The 18,967-nt window shown below is 53.2% G+C and carries 13 protein-coding genes; 8 read left to right on the top strand and 5 right to left on the bottom strand.

The annotated features are described in order from the left end of the window. Positions 1–67: 67 nt before the first annotated feature. From ilvD to D568_RS0112160, 5 genes are all read right to left on the bottom strand, one after another. Positions 68–1,909 (bottom strand): dihydroxy-acid dehydratase, encoded by a 1,842-nt coding sequence (gene ilvD / locus D568_RS0112180; protein ID WP_020209884.1) that lies wholly within the window; start codon positions 1,907–1,909, stop codon positions 68–70. A gap of 108 nt (positions 1,910–2,017) precedes the next feature. Further along, the gene (gene argA / locus D568_RS0112175; protein WP_020209883.1) at positions 2,018–3,337 is read right to left on the bottom strand and encodes an amino-acid N-acetyltransferase; all 1,320 of its coding nucleotides are present in this window, start codon (positions 3,335–3,337) and stop codon (positions 2,018–2,020) included. After that, complete coding sequence (argE, locus tag D568_RS0112170) at positions 3,334–4,503, bottom strand: acetylornithine deacetylase (RefSeq protein WP_020209882.1); 1,170 nt, start codon at positions 4,501–4,503, stop codon at positions 3,334–3,336. Before argE ends, argA begins: the two co-directional genes overlap by 4 nt. A gap of 106 nt (positions 4,504–4,609) precedes the next feature. After that, positions 4,610–5,884, bottom strand: a complete 1,275-nt coding sequence (locus D568_RS0112165; RefSeq protein ID WP_020209881.1) for an inorganic phosphate transporter — start codon at positions 5,882–5,884, stop codon at positions 4,610–4,612. A 50-nt stretch (positions 5,885–5,934) separates the two neighbouring features. After that, positions 5,935–6,615 (bottom strand): TIGR00153 family protein, encoded by a 681-nt coding sequence (locus D568_RS0112160; protein WP_020209880.1) that lies wholly within the window; start codon positions 6,613–6,615, stop codon positions 5,935–5,937. 131 nt (positions 6,616–6,746) lie between these two features. Between D568_RS0112160 and tfpB the strand changes: the two genes are divergently transcribed. From tfpB to hldE, 8 genes are all read left to right on the top strand, one after another. Then, on the top strand, positions 6,747–8,525 hold the full coding sequence (tfpB, locus tag D568_RS0112155) for a type IV pilus assembly ATPase TfpB (RefSeq protein ID WP_020209879.1): 1,779 nt from the start codon (positions 6,747–6,749) through the stop codon (positions 8,523–8,525). Positions 8,526–8,539: 14 nt separating this feature from the next. Beyond that, a complete protein-coding gene (glnE, locus tag D568_RS0112150; protein ID WP_020209878.1) occupies positions 8,540–11,455 on the top strand; it encodes a bifunctional [glutamate--ammonia ligase]-adenylyl-L-tyrosine phosphorylase/[glutamate--ammonia-ligase] adenylyltransferase in 2,916 nt (971 codons plus the stop codon). A gap of 59 nt (positions 11,456–11,514) precedes the next feature. After that, on the top strand, positions 11,515–12,444 hold the full coding sequence (locus D568_RS0112145; protein ID WP_020209877.1) for a branched-chain amino acid transaminase: 930 nt from the start codon (positions 11,515–11,517) through the stop codon (positions 12,442–12,444). A gap of 3 nt (positions 12,445–12,447) precedes the next feature. Beyond that, a complete protein-coding gene (gene waaF, locus D568_RS0112140) occupies positions 12,448–13,515 on the top strand; it encodes a lipopolysaccharide heptosyltransferase II (protein WP_020209876.1) in 1,068 nt (355 codons plus the stop codon). 63 nt (positions 13,516–13,578) lie between these two features. After that, complete coding sequence (locus D568_RS0112135) at positions 13,579–14,853, top strand: O-antigen ligase family protein (RefSeq protein WP_020209875.1); 1,275 nt, start codon at positions 13,579–13,581, stop codon at positions 14,851–14,853. After that, entirely contained in the window at positions 14,840–15,619 is a 780-nt protein-coding gene (locus D568_RS0112130; RefSeq protein WP_020209874.1) for a glycosyltransferase family 2 protein, read from the top strand. Before D568_RS0112135 ends, D568_RS0112130 begins: the two co-directional genes overlap by 14 nt. A gap of 22 nt (positions 15,620–15,641) precedes the next feature. Further along, on the top strand, positions 15,642–17,414 hold the full coding sequence (gene msbA, locus D568_RS0112125) for a lipid A export permease/ATP-binding protein MsbA (protein WP_020209873.1): 1,773 nt from the start codon (positions 15,642–15,644) through the stop codon (positions 17,412–17,414). Between the two features lie 11 nt (positions 17,415–17,425). Continuing rightward, on the top strand, positions 17,426–18,856 hold the full coding sequence (hldE, locus tag D568_RS0112120; protein WP_026287024.1) for a bifunctional D-glycero-beta-D-manno-heptose-7-phosphate kinase/D-glycero-beta-D-manno-heptose 1-phosphate adenylyltransferase HldE: 1,431 nt from the start codon (positions 17,426–17,428) through the stop codon (positions 18,854–18,856). Positions 18,857–18,967 lie beyond the last annotated feature (111 nt).

The following is an 18,967-nucleotide window of genomic DNA, read 5'->3' as shown; positions in this document are numbered from 1 at the left end:
CAGATTGCCTGAGCAAAAAAATACCCGCTATCAGCGGGTATTTAGTGCATTCACATTATGAAATGCGTTAGTCCAGTTGAGATAAATCTCTTACGGCACCCTTATCCGCACTGGTGGCAAGTTTTGCATAAGCTTTGAGTGAGGCGCTGACTTTACGCGGACGTTGCTCCAAAGGCTTCCAGGGGGCTTCCCGTGCTTCCATTTGCTCGCGTCGATCGTGCAGTTCGCGCATGGAAAGCTTCACATCAATGCTGCGCTGGGGAATATCGATTCGGATGATGTCACCGGTCTCTATCAGCCCTATGGCTCCGCCAGCCGCCGCCTCAGGGGAGCAATGCCCGATTGATAGTCCAGAAGTGCCTCCGGAGAAACGGCCATCGGTCAGAAGGGCGCACTGTTTGCCCATGCCCTTGGATTTGAGATAGCTGGTCGGGTAGAGCATTTCCTGCATGCCTGGCCCACCACGCGGGCCCTCGTAGCGAATAATGACCACGTCACCCGGTTTTACCTTACCTTCAAGAATGTGTTCTACCGCTTTTTCTTGGCTTTCCACCACGTGTGCAGGGCCTTCGAAAACTAAAATGGAGTCATCGACACCAGCCGTTTTAACCACGCAGCCATCTTCAGCAATATTGCCGTAGAGTACGGCCAGGCCACCCTCTCTTGAAAAAGCGTTTTCCAGATTACGAATGCAGCCTTCTTTGCGGTCACCATCTAGGCTTGGCCAGCGAGCGCTCTGGCTGAAAGCTACTTGAGTGGGAATGCCACCTGGCCCTGCTTTGAAAAACTCAACAACCTCGGGAGATGGGTCCCGCATAATATCCCATTCATTTAAGGCGTCTTTTAGTGTATCGCCGTAAACCGTAGGCACGCTGGTATCAAGTACGCCGGCACGGTCCAGTTCGCCCAAAATACCCATAATGCCGCCGGCACGATGTACATCTTCGATATGGTACTTTTGAGTGTTGGGTGCAACTTTGCAAAGCTGTGGGACTTCGCGGGAAATTCGGTCAATGTCCGACATGCCGAAATCAAGCTCAGCTTCCTGTGCGGCGGCAAGCAAGTGCAAAATGGTGTTAGTAGAGCCGCCCATGGCGATATCGAGAGCCATTGCGTTACTGAACGCGGCGCGGTTGCCAATGGCGCGCGGTAGCAAGTGCTCTTCGTCGCCCTCGTAGTAACGTTTTGCTAATTCAACGATTTTGTGGCCAGCTCGTTTGAAGAGCTTTTCTCGATCCGCGTGCGTTGCCACGATGGTGCCATTTCCCGGTAGGGCTAGCCCCAGTGCCTCAGTGAGGCAGTTCATCGAGTTGGCGGTAAACATGCCCGAACAGCTACCACAGGTTGGGCAGGCGCTGCGCTCTACTTCCGTCAGAGTTTCATCATCGACACTGTCATCAGCTGCCATGACCATGGCGTCGATAAGGTCCAGGCCATGATCGAGCAGCTTGGTTTTACCGGCTTCCATGGGCCCGCCAGACACGAATATCACGGGTACGTTAAGGCGCATGGCGGCCATCAACATTCCGGGGGTGATCTTGTCGCAATTAGAGATGCACACCAAGGCGTCTGCACAGTGGGCATTGACCATATACTCTACGGAATCAGCGATAATGTCTCGTGAGGGCAAAGAGTAGAGCATGCCATCGTGGCCCATGGCGATGCCGTCATCTACCGCGATGGTGTTGAATTCTTTGGCGACACCGCCGGCTTTTTCTACCTCGCGGGCAACCAGTTGCCCCATGTCTTTCAGGTGTACATGCCCTGGCACAAACTGGGTAAAAGAGTTGGCAATGGCGATAATGGGTTTTTGAAAATCATCATCTTTCATGCCGGTGGCGCGCCATAGGGCGCGAGCGCCGGCCATGTTGCGGCCGGCGGTAGTGGTTCTGGAGCGATAAGTAGGCATAACATCCCCGGTTGTATGGGTGATCTTGTAAGGCGCCCGAAGGCTTTCTGTAACCGTGCAGGATAACAGATTTTGGCGTATCAACAGAGTCCGCGATACGGCAGAGGCTCAGTGGATCTGTTTGAAAAAGACTTTTGATCCCCGTTGATAGTTGTAGAAAGATTGACGCTCTTGGGGGAGCTGATCAATTTTTCCTGGCACAAAACCGTGTTCTAAAAACCAGTGAGCAGTCTGGGTGGTCAGGACAAACAGCGTGTGAGTGCCGTTACGTCGGGCGCGCTGTTCAAGTTGCTCAAGCAGCTGGCTCGCGCGTCCGCCTTTACGGTACTCTGGATGTGTGGCGACGCAGGCAAGCTCGGCAACTTCACCGTAAGGATAAAGAGCTGCACAGGCGATGATTGTGCCGTCTTTTTCCATTACGTTGAATTTGTCGATTTCGGTTTCCAGCAGCTCGCGAGAGCGCCTGACTAAAATGCCTTGCTCTTCAAGAGGTGAAATTAACTCCAGAATACCCCCCACATCGTCAATGGTGGCGGTTCGCAACTGCTCGTATTGGCCTGAATAAATCATGGTGCCTTGGCCGTCGCGGGTGAAAAGCTCCCCCAGGAGAGCGCCGTCAGTTGTGAAGTTCACCAGTTGAGCCCGTTGTACACCCTGCAGGCAGCTCAGGTAGGCGCTTTCAAGGGCCTGACGGGTCATATCGCTAAGCTCGCCAGCGTTTGCCGCAAGGTAGTCTTTGCACTGGCTCAGCGGGAGTTGGCGAATCAGTGTGCTGTCAGCCTCGTAAACACCATCACCGTCGCAAAAAGCGAGTAATTTATCGGCTTTTAAGGCGCTGGCTACCTGAGTGGCCACATCGCTGTAGCTCAGGTTAAAGACTTCTCCTGTGGCGGAGTAACCTAGCGGTGATAGCAGGGCGATTGCTCCGGCATCCAGTGAACGGGTGAGTTGAGCCACATTAATACGGCGCACCTTACCGGTGTGTTGCAGGTCTATTCCATCCAGTACGCCGAGGGGCATGGCAGAAATGAAGTTACCGCTGACGACTTCAATACGTGAGCCGTGCATGGGCGAGTTAGGCAGCCCTGTGGACAGGGCTGCCTCCATGGTAATACGCGCGCCGCCAATGGCTTGCAGCACCGCACTTAAACTGTCGGCATCGGTAATGCGAAGGTGTTTATGAAAGTCACTGCTGCGGTTTTCTGTCGACAGACGCGCATCAATTTGTGGCCTGGCGCCGTGAATCAGTACCAGGCGCACCCCAAGGCTTGAGAGCAGAGCCAAGTCGTGAATGATGTTGCTAAAGTTAGGGTGGGTTAAGGCTTCACCTGGCAGCATAACCACGAAGGTTCGTCCGCGGTGCGCGTTAATGTAAGGCGATGAGTGGCGGAACCACTTTACATAATCTTGGTGCTGTTGCTCGCTCATGCGCTAGGCATCTCTCTCAGGCAAAAGTGTTCAATCATTCTGCGAATGGTATTGACCGCGGGTTCGATTTGACTCAGTTCAATATATTCGTTGCTCTGATGGGCTTGGTCAATGGAGCCAGGGCCCATTACCACAGTTTGCAGTCCCATCTCACGGAAAAAAGGGGCCTCGGTGGCGAATGCTACGCTGGTTGGGCTTTGGCCAGTCAGGTGCTCGCAGGTGCGAATCAGCTCTGAGTTCTCGTTCTGGTAAAACGGATCGACCCCTTCAAACAAGGTTGAAAATACAATGTCCAGTTGGCGCTGCTCTGCGATGGGCGTTAAGCGCGCGGTAATGCCAGCTCGTAGTTCATCATTATGCATGCCGGGGATAGAGCGCAAATCAAAGTGCAGTTCACATTCGCCACAAATTCGGTTGGCACCGTCGCCGCCGTGAATGCAGCCCAGGTTTAACGTGGGCAGTGCAACCGCAAACCCCGGGTTGTGGTAGCGCTGCTGCAGCTCGTGGCGATACTGGATAAGTTCACCGATTACCTCGTGCATGGCTTCCAGTGCGCTATTGCCTAAGGCTGGATTGGATGAATGCCCGGCTGCGCCTTTCACCCGCACCGACTCCATCAAAATACCTTTGTGCATGTGGATAGGGCGCATGCCTGTGGGCTCTCCGACGACCGCATAGCGGGCCTTTAGGCCACCGGCTTCTGCCAGCGCTCTCGCGCCACTCATGCTGCTTTCTTCATCGGCCGTAGCGAGAAGCATAACCGGCTGTTTCAGCTTGCGGGCATCCAGACCTTTTACCGCCTCCAGTACTGCCGGAAAAAAACCTTTCATGTCCGTAGCTCCCAGGCCGTAGAGGCGCCCCTCTTTTTCGGTTAACTCCAAGGGGTTGCTTTGCCATAAGTGCTCGTCATAGGGCACAGTGTCGCTATGGCCGGCAAAGACTAAGCCGCCATCGCCTTTGCCTAACGTGGCCAGAAGGTTGAATTTACCCGGGTGGTTGGGGATGGGCATGACCTCGCAGCTGAAGCCCAAGCTTTCCAGCCAATTGGCCAGGTGCTCAATAACGCGCTGATTGCTCATGTCCCATGAAGGAACAGCACAGCTTACCGACGGCTCGGCAACTAACTGTTTAAGAAAGCTTCTATAGCGGGGTAGATCGAGTGACATTGGGCGTCTCCGGGTTGGGAAGCGCCAGTGTAATACAGTGGTGGTGGGGCACAAGAGGTCGCGCTTTTACCTTGAATAATTCTTAGGGTAAAAGCGCGATGGCCGATCAGCCAAAAATGCCCTTGAAGAAAAAGAAGAACAAAATGGCCAGGCCGGCACCTGCAGGAAGGGTGACGACCCAAGACATGAAAATAGAACCGACAACACCCAAATTGAGGGCGCCGATACCACGAGCAAGACCAACGCCCAGTACGGCACCGACCAGCGTGTGTGTGGTCGAGATAGGCAGGCCTGTGCCGGAAGCGAGCACCACGGTGGCCGCCGCGGCAAGTTCAGCGGCAAAGCCGCGGCTTGGGGTCAGCTCGGTGATTTTCTTACCAATGGTCGCCATCACTTTAAAGCCGTAGGTGGCCAAGCCGATCACAATACCGACACCGCCGATCAGTAAGACCCAGCTGGGCATGACAGATTTAGCCGCTATGCCTCCTGTGTTAATAACATTGATAACCGCCGCCATGGGGCCAACCGCATTTGCGACATCGTTTGAACCATGAGCAAACGCCATTGCGCAGGCAGTGAACACCATCAAAATGGCGAACAGTTTTTCAACGTTGGCAAAGCGATTACCGCCGGAGGGTGTTTCTTCGGGTTGAATACGGCGCAGCAAAAAGATGCCTACCACACACACAATGCCACCGATAACCGCGGCAATGAGGGCGCTCTCTAAGAAGTTTAGCGAGAATCCTGAATCCTTGAAGACGTGTTTGAGCCCTTTTAGCAGGGTCACCATGGCGATCAAAAAGCCTACCGCAAACATGTAAAAGGGGATGTAACGACGGGCGTTGGCAAACGGGTCTTCGGTGTTAAGGATAAGCCGCTGCACCGAGCGGAAAATAAAAAACGCTATGGTACCCGCAAGCATGGGAGATACCACCCAACTGGCGACAATGGATGCCACTTTGCCCCAGGCCACGGCATCCACCGAAATACCCACGGCGGCAAAGCCGACGATGGCACCGACGATGGAGTGGGTAGTCGACACAGGCCAACCTAGGATACTGGCAATCAGTAGCCAGGTGCCGGCTGCGAGCAGCGCCGAAAGCATCCCGTAAACAAGGAGTTCGGGAGAGCCCGCCATTATGGCTGGGTCGACGATGCCTTTACGTATAGTGGATGTTACCGCGCCACCGGCAAGGTAGGCGCCTAAAAATTCAAATATCATGGCGATAATGATCGCCTGCTTGATGGTCAATGCCTTGGAGCCTACTGATGTGCCCATGGCGTTGGCGACGTCATTAGCGCCGACCCCCCAGGCCATAAATAGGCCAAAAACACAGGCAAGTATCAGTAAAATCTGGCCGTATTCAGCGATCACGGTCATGGAAGTTCCCCAATGTCTCTGTAGTTCTTGAGTGTGTTAAGCGGCCGTCTTCAGCGCGCCAGTAATAGTTGTAAGCGACTGCCTACGGCTTGCGCCCTGTCTGCCAAGTCGCCAATCCAATCGATAATCTGGTATAGAAACATTACGTCCACGGGCGGAAGCTCTGCTTCCAGAGCGAAAAGTGTGGAGCGAATTTCCACCTGCTGTTGGTCATTGGTGCGTTCGTATTCGTCAAGCTTCTCGATCATGTTCTCAACTAGGCTTACTTCACGACCACTGAAACCAGCTTCCAGTAACTCATCCAGCTCGTTAATGGCAGACAGTGCTTGCTCTGCAGTTTTCTGGGCGGAGCTAACAAATTCCTGAAAGGGCTCTTTGAGAGTGCTGGGAATAGCCATTTGGCGCCCCAGCATAATGCCGGTGATGTCCTGAGCTTTGTTGGCGATACGGTCTTGGGTTGCCAGTAGCTCCAGCAGGTCTGTACGCGGGACGGGTAGAAACAGACTTTTGGGTAAATGCAGGCGCAGCTGCTTTTTCATGTCATCGGCTTTGGTTTCAAGCTCGGAGATGTCGTGTTGAATCTGTTTGGCCTTATCCCAGTCGCCGGCGATTGCGGCGGCAAAAAAGTCGGGTAATTTGCTTGAGGCCTCCACCACAGCACTCATGTGTTCCTGCATGGGTTTAATAGGGGAGTGCCCGAACATATTGGAAAACGGGTTGCTGAAAGCCATAATCTTGAGTCCTCTCTCGAATTCAGCGCGCAGTATAAAAACATTGCCGGCTCAGGTCACGTTGAGCGGGTGACTCATTTGCTGTCGGCAGGCTACAATCGACCCACGAGTCAAATGATAGGGAGTGTGCTATGCCCCAGCAGGTGCCGTCAGGTACGGTTTTGGATTTGCGTTTTATCATTAATGAGTTGCTTGTGGATGGACGCATCAGCCAGGCTGACGCCAATATATTGCTGGGGGCAAATCGCAGTCGAGCACAAATAGCCATGCATCCGATGGCGTATGTTGCCAGCCAGAATGTTGATGATGCTGCCCGCCCCGGCAAACTCTTGGACGGCGAAGCACTTACCCACTGGATGGCGGGGCGCGCCGGCTTGGATGTAGTGCACATTGATCCGCTCAAAATTGATGTCTCAAAAGTTACCTCTGTGGTGTCTTATGGTTTTGCTAAGCGCCACAGCATTCTCTGTGTCGAGGTTACCTCCGACGAAATCGTTATCGCCTGTGCCCAGCCTTTTCTGACCGGGTGGGAGCCTCAGGTTGAGCATGTCGCTCGCAAGCATGTGCGCCGAGTGTTTGCGAACCCGGCTGATGTCTTCCGTTATCAAATCGAGTTTTACACCCTGGCCCGGTCGGTGTCTGGTGCCAGTGGTGGGCCTGGAGCCAGTGGCGCCACTAACTTTGAGCAGCTGGTGGAGCTTAAATCCCTCGGTGATGCTGATGCAGACGACAAGCACGTCGTTAATATTGTCGATTGGTTGTTACAGTATGCTTACGGTCAGCGTGCCAGTGATATTCATATAGAACCCAGACGCGAAGTCGGCAAGGTGAGATTTCGAATTGATGGGGTGTTGCACGATGTCTACGAGTTCCCTGCCTCGGTGGCTATGGCGGTGGTAAGCCGCTTTAAAGTGTTGGGGCGGATGAACATCGCCGAGAAACGCAAGCCTCAGGATGGCCGTATTAAAACCCGTCGTGCGGATGACACGGAAGTAGAGCTTCGCCTATCTACCTTGCCAACCGCCTTTGGTGAAAAGCTGGTGATGCGCATCTTCGACCCAGAAGTGCTGCTGCGCAGCTTTCACGATTTAGGCCTGGTAGGGGATGACTTTAAGCGCTGGGATGGCATGCTGTCGCGCCCCAATGGCATTGTGCTGGTGACGGGCCCCACCGGCTCGGGCAAAACTACTACGCTCTATTCATCGCTGCGCAAGCTCGCGACCAGCGAGGTGAATGTCAGCACCATCGAAGACCCGATTGAAATGGTGGAAGAGAGCTTTAACCAAACTCAGGTGCACCACAAAATCGAGCTGGACTTTGCCGCAGGTATCCGCACGCTTATGCGGCAAGACCCGGATATTATTATGGTGGGCGAAATGCGCGATTTAGAAACCGCGCAAATGGCTGTGCAAGCTGCGCTCACGGGGCATCTGGTGTTATCTACGCTGCATACGAATGACGCACCGGCCACTGTTGCCCGCCTACTGGATTTGGGTATTCCGTCTTATTTAATCAATGCCACCTTGCTGGGGGTAATGGCGCAGCGTTTGGTGCGCACACTGTGCCCGCATTGCAAAGAGGAAGGAGCCATTAAGCGAGATGAGTGGGATTCTTTGGTGGCACCCTGGAAGGTTAATATGCCTGAGAAAGTCTACCGCCCCGTCGGTTGTCTTGAGTGCCGAAACACCGGTTATCTGGGACGGCAGGGCATTTACGAGATTCTCACTTTGAGCGATTCGGTGAAAGATTTAATCACCAGCCATTGCAATTTACAGGCGCTGCGTAAGCAGGCCATGCGCGAGGGTATGCGAACTCTGCGCTTATCCGGCGCGCAAAAAATAGCCGCTGGCCTCACCACCATGGAAGAAGTGCTGCGGGTGGCTCCACCTCCTGAGCGCGCCGATCACTGAGAGTAACTATTTGTATGAGTCAACACCGCCCCCTGCCCGACCCCTTGGCTGCAGTTGCATTGCGTTATCGCGAGCAATTGGCTGAAACCTGTGACCTGCAATCACTGATCAAAAAAGCGCCGGAGTCATTTTCCCGGCAGTTAGACTTCGCCTTAGCGGGCAGTGAATTTATTGCCCAAACTTGCGCCCGTAATCCACAACACCTGCAATCGTTGGTGGAGTCCGGGGAGTTGTTTGCTTCTCAGTCGCAGGAGCAACTGACCTCGCTCTCAGAAACTCTAGATTCTGCTGAAGATGAGGCCGAGCTTGATCGGCGCGTCAGGCTGGCGCGCAATCGTGCGATGGTACGTATTATCTGGCGCGATCTGAATCGCATGGCGTCCATGACCGAAATAACGGCTGAGTTGTCGGCTTTTGCGGACACCGTTATCCAAGCGTGTCTGGACTGGCATTATCGAGCCCTTGTGCAACGCTTTGGCGAACCGGTGGGGCGTGACTCGGGCCAGGTACAGTCCATGATTGTATTGGGCATGGGCAAGCTTGGGGCCTGCGAGCTGAATGTCTCATCCGATATCGATTTGATTTTCGCGTATCCGGAGTCGGGCGAAACCAATGGCGAGCGTAAAACCCTGAGCAACCAGGAGTTTTTTGTTCGCTTGGGGCAAAAGCTGATTAAAACGCTGGATGCGCAAACCGCAGATGGTTTTGTGTTTCGCGTTGACATGCGCTTGCGCCCCCATGGCCAGAGCGGCGCTTTGGTGCAAAACTTTGATGCGATGGAAGGTTATTACCAGTCTCAGGGGCGGGACTGGGAGCGCTATGCCATGATCAAGGCGCGCCCCGTAGCCTGGAGTGCTGGTGGTCAGGCCGCCGCAGACGAATTAATGCAAACACTGGCGCCTTTTACGTATCGGCAGTATGTGGATTTCAGTGTGATTGAGTCTTTGCGGGACATGAAAGGCTTAATTAACCGCCAGGTGCAGCGCAAAGGCATGGACCTTGATGTGAAGCTCGGGGAGGGTGGTATCCGCGAAGTCGAATTCGTGGTGCAACTGTTTCAGCTGATTCGGGGCGGTAAAGAAAAAGCGCTGCGTGAGCGTCAGGTGTGTAAATTGTTGCCGCTGTTAGAGAAAGAAAAGTACCTACCCAGCGGCAGCGGCGAGGCCTTGTTGCAGGCCTATATTTTCTTGCGCAATACAGAGCACGCTATTCAGGGCTATCAAGACCGGCAAACCCAGTCATTACCGATGGACGAAGAGGGCCAGCGGCGTCTGGCCTTTATGCTGGGTTTTGACAGCTGGGCAGAGTTTTACGAGGTGCTATCGGCTCACCGCACTCTCGTCAATGAAGAGTTTCAAGCAGTGATTGCCGACCCGGATGCTGAGGCTGGTGTCGACGATGCTGAGTTGGCGAACTGGCTCGGCCTTTGGGATGGAACCTTAGCCGGGGCAGAGGCTTCGGCCTTTTTGGCGGAGCAGGGCTTTGCCGACCCCGACACCGTCATGCAGTGGCAGGAAGAGTTAAAAACGTCCCGCCAGGTGTTGGCAATGCAGGCATCCAGCCGTACTCGCCTGGATGCGTTTGTGCCGCGGCTGCTGGCGTGTGTGGCAAGCCAGGAAGAGATTGACCGGGGCGCGGCCTTAAAAAGAATCCTGCCTTTTGTCCAGGCTGTAGCGCGACGCAGTGCTTACCTGGTGTTGCTGGTTGAAAACCCAACCGCTTTGAACCAGTTAGTGCAGTTAAGTGCAGTCAGCCCCTGGATTGCCGATCAACTGGCGCAGCATCCCATTTTGCTGGATGAGCTGCTCACGCCAGAAAGTCTTTACTCTCCGCCGGATAAAGATGCGCTGCGAGATGAGTTGCGCAGAGAGTTGCTCCGTTTGGGCTGGGATGATTTAGAAGGCCACATGGAGTCTTTGCGCTACTTTCGCAGCGCCCATGCTCTGCGAGTGGCGGCCAGCGAAGTGACAGGGGCTTTGCCGCTGATGAAAGTCAGCGATTATCTGACCTACATTGCCGAGGTGATCTTAGAGCATGTGCTTGCGCTTGCCTGGGAGCAAATGGTGTCTCGCCACGGTTTTCCTGCGCAAGAGGGCGGTGGTGAGGCTCGCGAGCCGGAGTTATGCATCCTCGGGTACGGTAAGCTTGGCGGTATTGAGCTGGGGCACGGCTCGGATTTGGACTTGGTGTTTGTGCACAACACGTGGGCCAGTGGCGCTACGGGCGGCGAAAAGTCGGTAGATAACCTGACTTTTTATACCCGTCTGGGGCAGCGCATTATTCATATCCTCAATACTCAGACGGTTTCCGGGCAGCTCTATGAGGTGGATATGCGTCTGCGTCCATCGGGTAATTCGGGCATGCTGGTTGCCTCCATTGGTGCCTTTGAAAAGTATCAGGAAAACGAGGCCTGGACGTGGGAGCATCAAGCTCTGGTGCGGGCCCGCCCGGTGGCGGGCAGCGAAAGCCTTGCCGCAGAGTTTGAGGCCGTGCGCGGCCGGGTATTACAGCGTGATCGCAACTTGGCAAAGTTGCGCGGCGATGTCATAGACATGCGGGAAAAAATGCGCTCTCACCTGGGCACCGCCGCTGGCCGTGAAGAATTTCACCTCAAGCAGGATGGCGGAGGTATCGTCGATATTGAATTTATGGTTCAATACGCGGTTTTGGCGTGGGCCCACAAAGCGCCCGCCCTGACCCGGTATACGGACAATATACGAATTTTGGAAACCCTGGCGCAGGAGGCCTTGCTGCCTGAAGCCGGGGTATTGCAATTGATCGATGCCTACAAAGCTTATCGATCCACCGGACACCGCCTGGCGCTACAGCACCAGCAGGCGGTTTTGCAAGGCACAGATGTGTTTGCCGCCGAGCGCAAACAGGTAACCGATATGTGGCGGCAATTGTTGCTCGATCCGGAAGCCTCTTAAAAGCTGGCCGTCAAACCGATAATCCCATACTACATTGAGACTTTATTTAGGAGTTGGCTATGTCATTTGCCGATCGCGACGGCGTAATATGGCTTGATGGCGAACTGGTGCCTTGGCGCGATGCGCGAGTGCACGTTTTGACCCACACACTGCATTACGGCATGGGCGTTTTTGAGGGTGTACGCGCCTATGAAACCGCAGAAGATGGCACCAGCATCTTCCGCCTGCAAGAGCACACCGACCGCTTATACCGCTCTGCGCACATTATGCGTATGAAATTGCCGTTTGAAAAAGACGTGCTCAACGAAGCGCAAAAGCTGGTGGTTCGTGAAAACAATCTCCACGAGAGTTATCTGCGCCCTATGGCGTTTTATGGCTCGGAAGGTATGGGATTGCGCGCCGATAACCTGCGCGTCCATGTAATGGTGGCGGCCTGGAACTGGCCCTCTTACATGTCGCCCGAGGCCCGTGATTTGGGTATTAAGGTGCGTACCTCAAGCTATACTCGCCATCACGTGAATATCTCCATGTGTAAAGCCAAGGCCAATGGTCATTACATCAACTCGCTGTTGGCGTTGCAAGAAGCCCTGGACAGCGGTTGTGAAGAAGCTTTGCTGCTGGATAACGAAGGCTATGTCGCCGAAGGCAGTGGCGAAAACGTGTTTGTGATTCGCGACGGCATTATCTATACCCCCGAGCTGACCTCGTGCCTGGACGGCATCACTCGCAACACCATTTTTACTCTGGCAGCTGAGTGCGGCTATACCGTAAAAGAAAAGCGCATTACCCGCGATGAAGTCTATGTAGCAGATGAGGTGTTCTTTACTGGCACCGCCGCCGAGGTATTGCCTATCCGTGAGCTGGATGGTCGTGCTATCGGAGAAGGTAAGCGCGGTCCTATTACCACTGAATTACAAAGCTTGTACTTCGATGCGGTAAAAGGCCGGCTACCTCAGCACAAAGCGTGGTTGGCGCCGGTTAAAGGGTAATTCGTGGCCGCGAGCGAACGGATATTAATTGTTGGCCCGTCCTGGGTTGGCGATATGGTGATGGCGCAGTCGCTGTTCAAAGTGCTGCGCCAGCAATATCCAGGTGCGACGATTGATGTGCTGGCTCCCGCCTGGAGTCGCCCTATTACCGAGCGGATGCCAGAGGTCTCGGCCAGCATTGATATGCCCGTTGGGCATGGCAAAATCATGCTTAAAGCGCGTTGGCAGCTGGCCCGGGCGCTTGCCAGGCAACATTATAGCCGCGCCTATGTTCTTCCTAATTCCCTTAAATCCGCACTCATACCCGCATTCGCTGGTATTCCGGTAAGAGTAGGTTGGCGCGGTGAGATGCGCTATGGCTTGCTCAACGATATTCGTAAGCTCGACGCGGCTCGCTATCCACTTATGGTGCAGCGTTTTACGGCTTTGGCGTTTGCGCCGGGAGCTTCATTGCCTGAGCCGCCAAAACCGAAGCTGGTGGCAGAGCAAAATAATGCAGAGGTGCTCTGCGATAAATACCACGTGAATCTCAGTCGGCCGGTTTTGGCTTTGTGCCCGGGTGCTGAGTTCGGCCCTGCGAAGCAGTGGCCAGCGGCTCATTACGCGGAAGTTGCTCAAGCGTTTATTGCCAATGGCTGGCAGGTATGGCTATTTGGCTCTGAAAAAGATCGGTCGGTTGCGGCAGAAATAATCTCCCTGTTACCCGAGAACACTTATGCTACTGCTTTGGCTGGCCAAACCACATTGGCTGACGCGATGGATTTAATGTCGTTATCCAAGGCCGCCGTGAGCAACGATTCCGGTCTTATGCACATTGCCGCTGCGTTAGGTTTGCCTCTGGTGGGCGTTTACGGATCAACCTCCCCGCGCTTTACTCCACCCTTGGGAGAAAAGGTGGCGACGGTGTCCTTGGCGTTAGACTGTCAGCCTTGCTTTTCGCGTGAGTGCCCGCTTGAGCATAAAAAATGTTTACAGGATTTGTCGCCATCTCAGGTTATTGTTGCGTTGCAGTCATTGTTGGCTTCAGGACCAGTTGCCGACATTGATCATAACCGCGGCGCTAGCCAGTAAAATGGCTTGGCGTGAAAGATACTGTACGTTTGCTGGTCACCCGTTAGGTTTGGATAACACCTTATGACAGCTGCTGGATTTTACGCGGAGAATAGCCGCTTTCGCTGGTTTTTATCTCTGTGTATCGCGTTAAGTAGTGCCCTGTGTTTTGTGCTACCCAGTGGTTATTCCTATGGGCCTGCGCTGGTTTTTTTATTGGGCTTTCCTTGGTTGCTGGTGAAACGCCCGGCACTTAACCTGAATCGCTTCGATGGCATTATGATCGCAGCGCTGCTGAGCTGTTTTGCGCTAAATGTGCTGGTTAATGTGATTCACGGAGCCTCATCTCGATATTACGAAGAGCCCAGTCGTTATCTGTTAGCGGCCGGGGCGTTATTGGCTATTCTTGGCTTTAAGCCAAGGGTTAAGTTCTGGTGGCTCGGTTTAATCGTCGGCGCTTCTTCTGCCGGGTGTTACGCGCTATTCCAGGTGTGGTTTAACGATAGCGAGCGAGCTTTTGGCTTAATGAACCCGATTCAATTCGGCAACTTGGCAATTCTAACCAGTGGTTTGTGTCTGGCTGGATTGGGGTGGGCAAAAAGGCAAACCCATGGTCGACGCTGGATTGTTGCTTTATCTGTGGCTGCGGCTTTGGGAATGCTGGCCTCAATGTTGTCGGGTGCTCGCGGCGGTTGGTTGGCGCTGCCCGCTATCGTGCTCATTTTGTTTTTTAATTTACGGCGTCATCTTCCCCGTCGGGTTTTGTATCTGAGTGCTATCGGGGCGCTATTGTTTTTGACGGTACTTTACGTAATTCCACAAACCGGTATTCAAGAGCGCGTTAATCGAGGGGCCATTGAGACGGCTCAATATTTAAGTGGAAAAAGTGTGGGGCGCTCGGTGGGGCTGCGTTTAGAAATGTGGCGTTCCGCGTCCAGTTTAATCGACGAAAAGCCTGTGGCGGGCTGGGGTGAGGAAGGTTACATCAAGCCCATGGCAGAGCGGATAGAAGACCTGGAGGTTCGGGTGGAAGTCAGTGAGTTCTCTCATGTTCATAACGATCTGCTGGATGTGACTGTAAAGCGAGGAGTGCTAGGGTTGCTGGCGCTTATGGTTATTTACCTTGTTCCATTAGTGCTTTTTTGTCGTGAAGCTGTGCGAACGAAAAGTACTCAGGTTGAGGCCAAGGCGTTTGCCATGTCGGGAATAATATTGGTTGTGTCGGTCGCTTTGTTCGGATTAACCCAGGCGTTTTTGCGGCATAACAGCGGCGTTACTTTGTACGCATTTTTTCTGGTGGCATTGTGGGGTTATATGCGCTGCGCCCAGCGTCGGGAGGTTTCTGATGCCTGTCGATAGTGCCAATCAGGTTATACGCCTTTCCGCCGTACTCATCGTTAAAAACGAAGCCAAAAAACTGGAGGCGTGTCTGCAATCTCTGGACTTTGTCGACGAGATTGTCGTGCTGGATTCCGGAAGTACCGACGATACGCTGGCGATGGCTAAACGCTTTGGTGCTCGTGTGGAAATCAATACCGATTGGCAGGGGTTTGGCGTGCAAAGGCAGCGTGCTCAAGCTTTTGCTCGGGGGCGATGGGTGTTGTGCATCGATGCAGACGAGCGCGTTAGTGATGAATTAAAGCAAGAGATGCTACAGGTTATAGATGGCGATGACTGTATTTACGAAATTAATCGCCTGAGCTGGTGCTTTGGTCGTTACATGCGGCACACCGATATGTACCCCGATTGGATACCACGCCTTTACCCCAGATTGCTCGCCGGCTTTGATGACACTCGTGTGCACGAGCGATTGCGAAATTCAAATCGTCTGCCGGTAAAACGTCTACAGGGTGATTTATTGCATTACGTTTATGATAGTGTTCGGCATCTGGTTACAAAGTCCGCCCTTTATGCAGAACACTGGGCGATTGCAAAGCAAGAGAGCGGTAAAACAGGGTCACTGTGGTCCGCTTGCTTGCATGGCCTATCCTGTTTTTTACGTATGTATGTTCTTAAGCGTGGTTTTCTTGATGGCGGTCAGGGTTTACTTGTTGCGTTAGTGATGTCTCACGCGACGTTTGTGAAATACGCCGATCTTTGGGTGCGCACGCGCACCTCTTCGTAAATTAATTATTTGGTACGAGCCTATGAGTGACACAAAAAGCTCACCCAACGCATCATCTGATTCAGCATCCTTAACGGTTTATTTTCGCCTGCTCAGCTATGTTAAACCTCATTGGCTGAGCTTTTTAATCAGTGTTGTCGGCTTTATCGTTTACTCCGCTTCGCAGCCGGCGATGGCTCAGTATATGGAGTATTTGCTGAATTTTATCGAGACTGAGGAGCGAGGCCCTTTGTGGCTGCCATCGTTGATTATTATTGGCATTATTGCGATTCGCGGTTTTGGTGGTTTTTTGGGTAACTTTTTTATTGCCAAAGTTTCTTACCGTATTGTCGATACCTTGCGGGTGCAATTGTTCAGCCACATGGTGTATTTGCCTGGCGAATATTTTGAGCGCAATGATTCGGGGCAGTTGATGTCGCTGGTGACGTTTAATGTTAATAATGTCACCACCGCTTCTACTGAAGCGTTGAAAACCATGATTCGTGAGGGCACCACCGTCATCGCACTGCTCGGTTACCTGTTTTATAAGGACTGGGTATTAACTCTGCTGATGATGGGGGTGGTGCCGTTAATTGCGGCGCTGGTCGGTTACGTGGGTAAACGCCTGCGTCGGCTCAGTACCAAAGTCCAGCACAGTATGGGCGACATAACTCAAGTAACCTCTGAGATGATTAATGGTTACCGTGTGATGCGCAGCTTCGGTGGCGAGGACTATGAAACGCAGCGTTTCCGCGAAGCCAGCTGGCGTAACTATTTGCAAAACCTAAAAATTGTTTTGACCTCCACATTAAATACCCCCTTGATTCAAATTATTGTGGCCTTGGCCATGGGCGGTTTATTGTGGGTGGCATTGGGCCAAATGCAAATTAAAGATTCGGGTGCCTTTGTTGCCTACTTTTTAGCCGTTGGTATGGTGCTAAAGCCGATGCGCCAGCTCAGTGAAATGGTGCCAGTCATCCAAAAAGGTGTGGCAGCCGCAGACAGCATTTTTCAGGTGCTGGACGAAAAAACCGAAGAGGATAGTGGCCTTTTCAAACCCACGCGCGTGCGCGGTAAAGTGTCTGTGCGTGACCTGCACTTTGCTTATCAAGGCAGTGAGCGAGAAGCGTTAAAAGGTATTAATCTTGAGGTTGAACCGGGTACGGTGGTCGCCTTGGTCGGTAAATCAGGCAGTGGTAAATCAACACTCGTGAACCTATTGGCGCGCTTTTACAGCGGCTTTAAAGGGGATATTTGCGTAGACGATACTGATGTTCGCGAATATCAACTGCAAAATTTGCGCAGCCAAATTTCTTTGGTGACTCAGCAAGTAGTGTTATTCAACGATTCCGTTGCTGCCAATATCGCTTACGGTGCGCTTGATAAAACCAGCCTTGAGGATATCAAGCGCGCAGCGCAGCTGGCTTACGCGGATGAGTTTATCGACGAGTTGCCTGAAGGATATAACACCTTTATTGGTGAAGGTGGCGCCAAACTTTCTGGTGGCCAGCGACAACGGCTGGCGATCGCCCGGGCCATCTTAAAAGACGCACCCATTTTAATTTTGGATGAGGCCACTTCGGCGCTGGATAACGAGTCTGAGCGTTATATTCAACAGGCCTTGGATACGGTTTCTCGCGGGCGCACGACCTTTGTTGTTGCGCACCGTTTGTCAACGATTGAAAAAGCGGATTTGATCGTCGTGATGGAAGATGGCGGTATTGTCGAGCAAGGTAACCATGCCGAGCTTATGACGAAGCAGGGGCACTACGCCCGCTTACACAGTGCGACCCAATCGGATTCGCTGACACTTTAAGGTTTATTACTATGCATCTCTCTACCCCCAGATACGATAGTGCGCGGGTTTTGGTGATCGGCGATGTTATGTTGGATCGCTATTGGCACGGAGGCACATCGCGCATCTCTCCTGAAGCACCGGTACCGGTGGTGAAGGTTTCGCAAACGGACGATCGCGCAGGCGGTGCAGGCAACGTTGCTCTTAATCTTGCGGCTCTGGGGGCGTCGGCCTCGTTGATTAGCGTCGTGGGGCAGGATGAAGCCGCTGATGTACTGGCTGGTCAGCTTCGTGCTGCCGGAGTTTCAACTCAGTTTCAAGTTTCTTCGGCTAAGCCGACAATCACTAAGTTGCGGGTAATGAGCCGTCATCAGCAGTTGTTGCGGATGGATTTTGAGGAGCTGTTTACTCAGGCCGATTGCAGCGAGCATCAGAAAAAGTTACAGCAACAAATAGGCGACGTGAATGTCGTGGTGTTGTCGGATTACGCGAAAGGCTCACTTGGGGATTGTCAGGCTTTAATTGCAACTGCTCGCAAAGCCAATGTGCCCGTACTGGTAGACCCCAAGGGTACAGATTTCACCCGTTACGCTGGGGCCACGTTGCTAACGCCTAACTTGCATGAGTTTGAAGCCGTGGTTGGCGCCTGCAATAGCGAGCAGGAATTGGTTGATAAAGCGAACCAATTAATGACGACGTTAAACCTGGAAGCGTTATTGGTCACCCGTGGCGAGCAGGGGATGACACTGTTGCGTAAAGCGCAGCCCGAACTGCATCTGCCTGCTCGCGCCCGTGAAGTGTTTGATGTGACGGGCGCCGGTGACACCGTGATTGCGGTGCTGTCCGCTTCTATTGCTGCAGGTTATAGCCTGCCGGAGTCGGTGGGCATGGCTAACCTTGCCGCAGGCATGGTCGTGGGGAAACTAGGGACGGCAACCATCAGTGGCCCTGAGCTGCGTCTGGCTGTACAGGCCGAGCAAGGTGTAGAGCGCGGTGTTGTCTCTCAAGAGCAGCTGCAAACTGCGCTGCAGGAAGCGCGCAGCAAAGGTGAAAAGATCGTATTTACCAACGGCTGCTTCGATATTATTCACGCAGGCCATGTTGGCTATTTGCAATCGGCTCGTGAGCTGGGGGATAGGTTAATCGTGGCGGTGAATAGCGATGAATCGGTGTCCCGACTTAAAGGACCATCGCGGCCCATTAACCCCGTCGACAGGCGCATGGCGGTATTGGCCGGACTCGAGGCGGTGGACTGGGTGGTGAGCTTTGCCGATGATACACCAGAGAATTTGCTGCGAGCGCTACAGCCCGAAGTGCTGGTAAAAGGTGGTGATTACACCGAAGAGCAGGTGGTCGGTGCGCCCATCGTTCGAGCTTATGGTGGTGATGTGAAGGTTCTGCAGTTTCTTGATGATTGTTCAACAACGGGTATTGTGGAAAAAATTCTTGCCCAATCTGATTAGTTCTCTAGGTTGCGGTTTTTATATCCCATGCACACTTTTGAGTCGAATAAAGTGTGTCCGCTGATTTATTCAATGGCTAGATAAATTTCTGTACTTAGTGTCACCCATTTA

Source organism: Gilvimarinus chinensis DSM 19667 (assembly GCF_000377745.1).
In the GTDB taxonomy this organism is placed as follows: domain Bacteria; phylum Pseudomonadota; class Gammaproteobacteria; order Pseudomonadales; family Cellvibrionaceae; genus Gilvimarinus; species Gilvimarinus chinensis.
The sequence above is the reverse complement of the archived record's forward strand: the minus strand, read 5'-3'. Positions and strand labels throughout refer to the sequence as shown.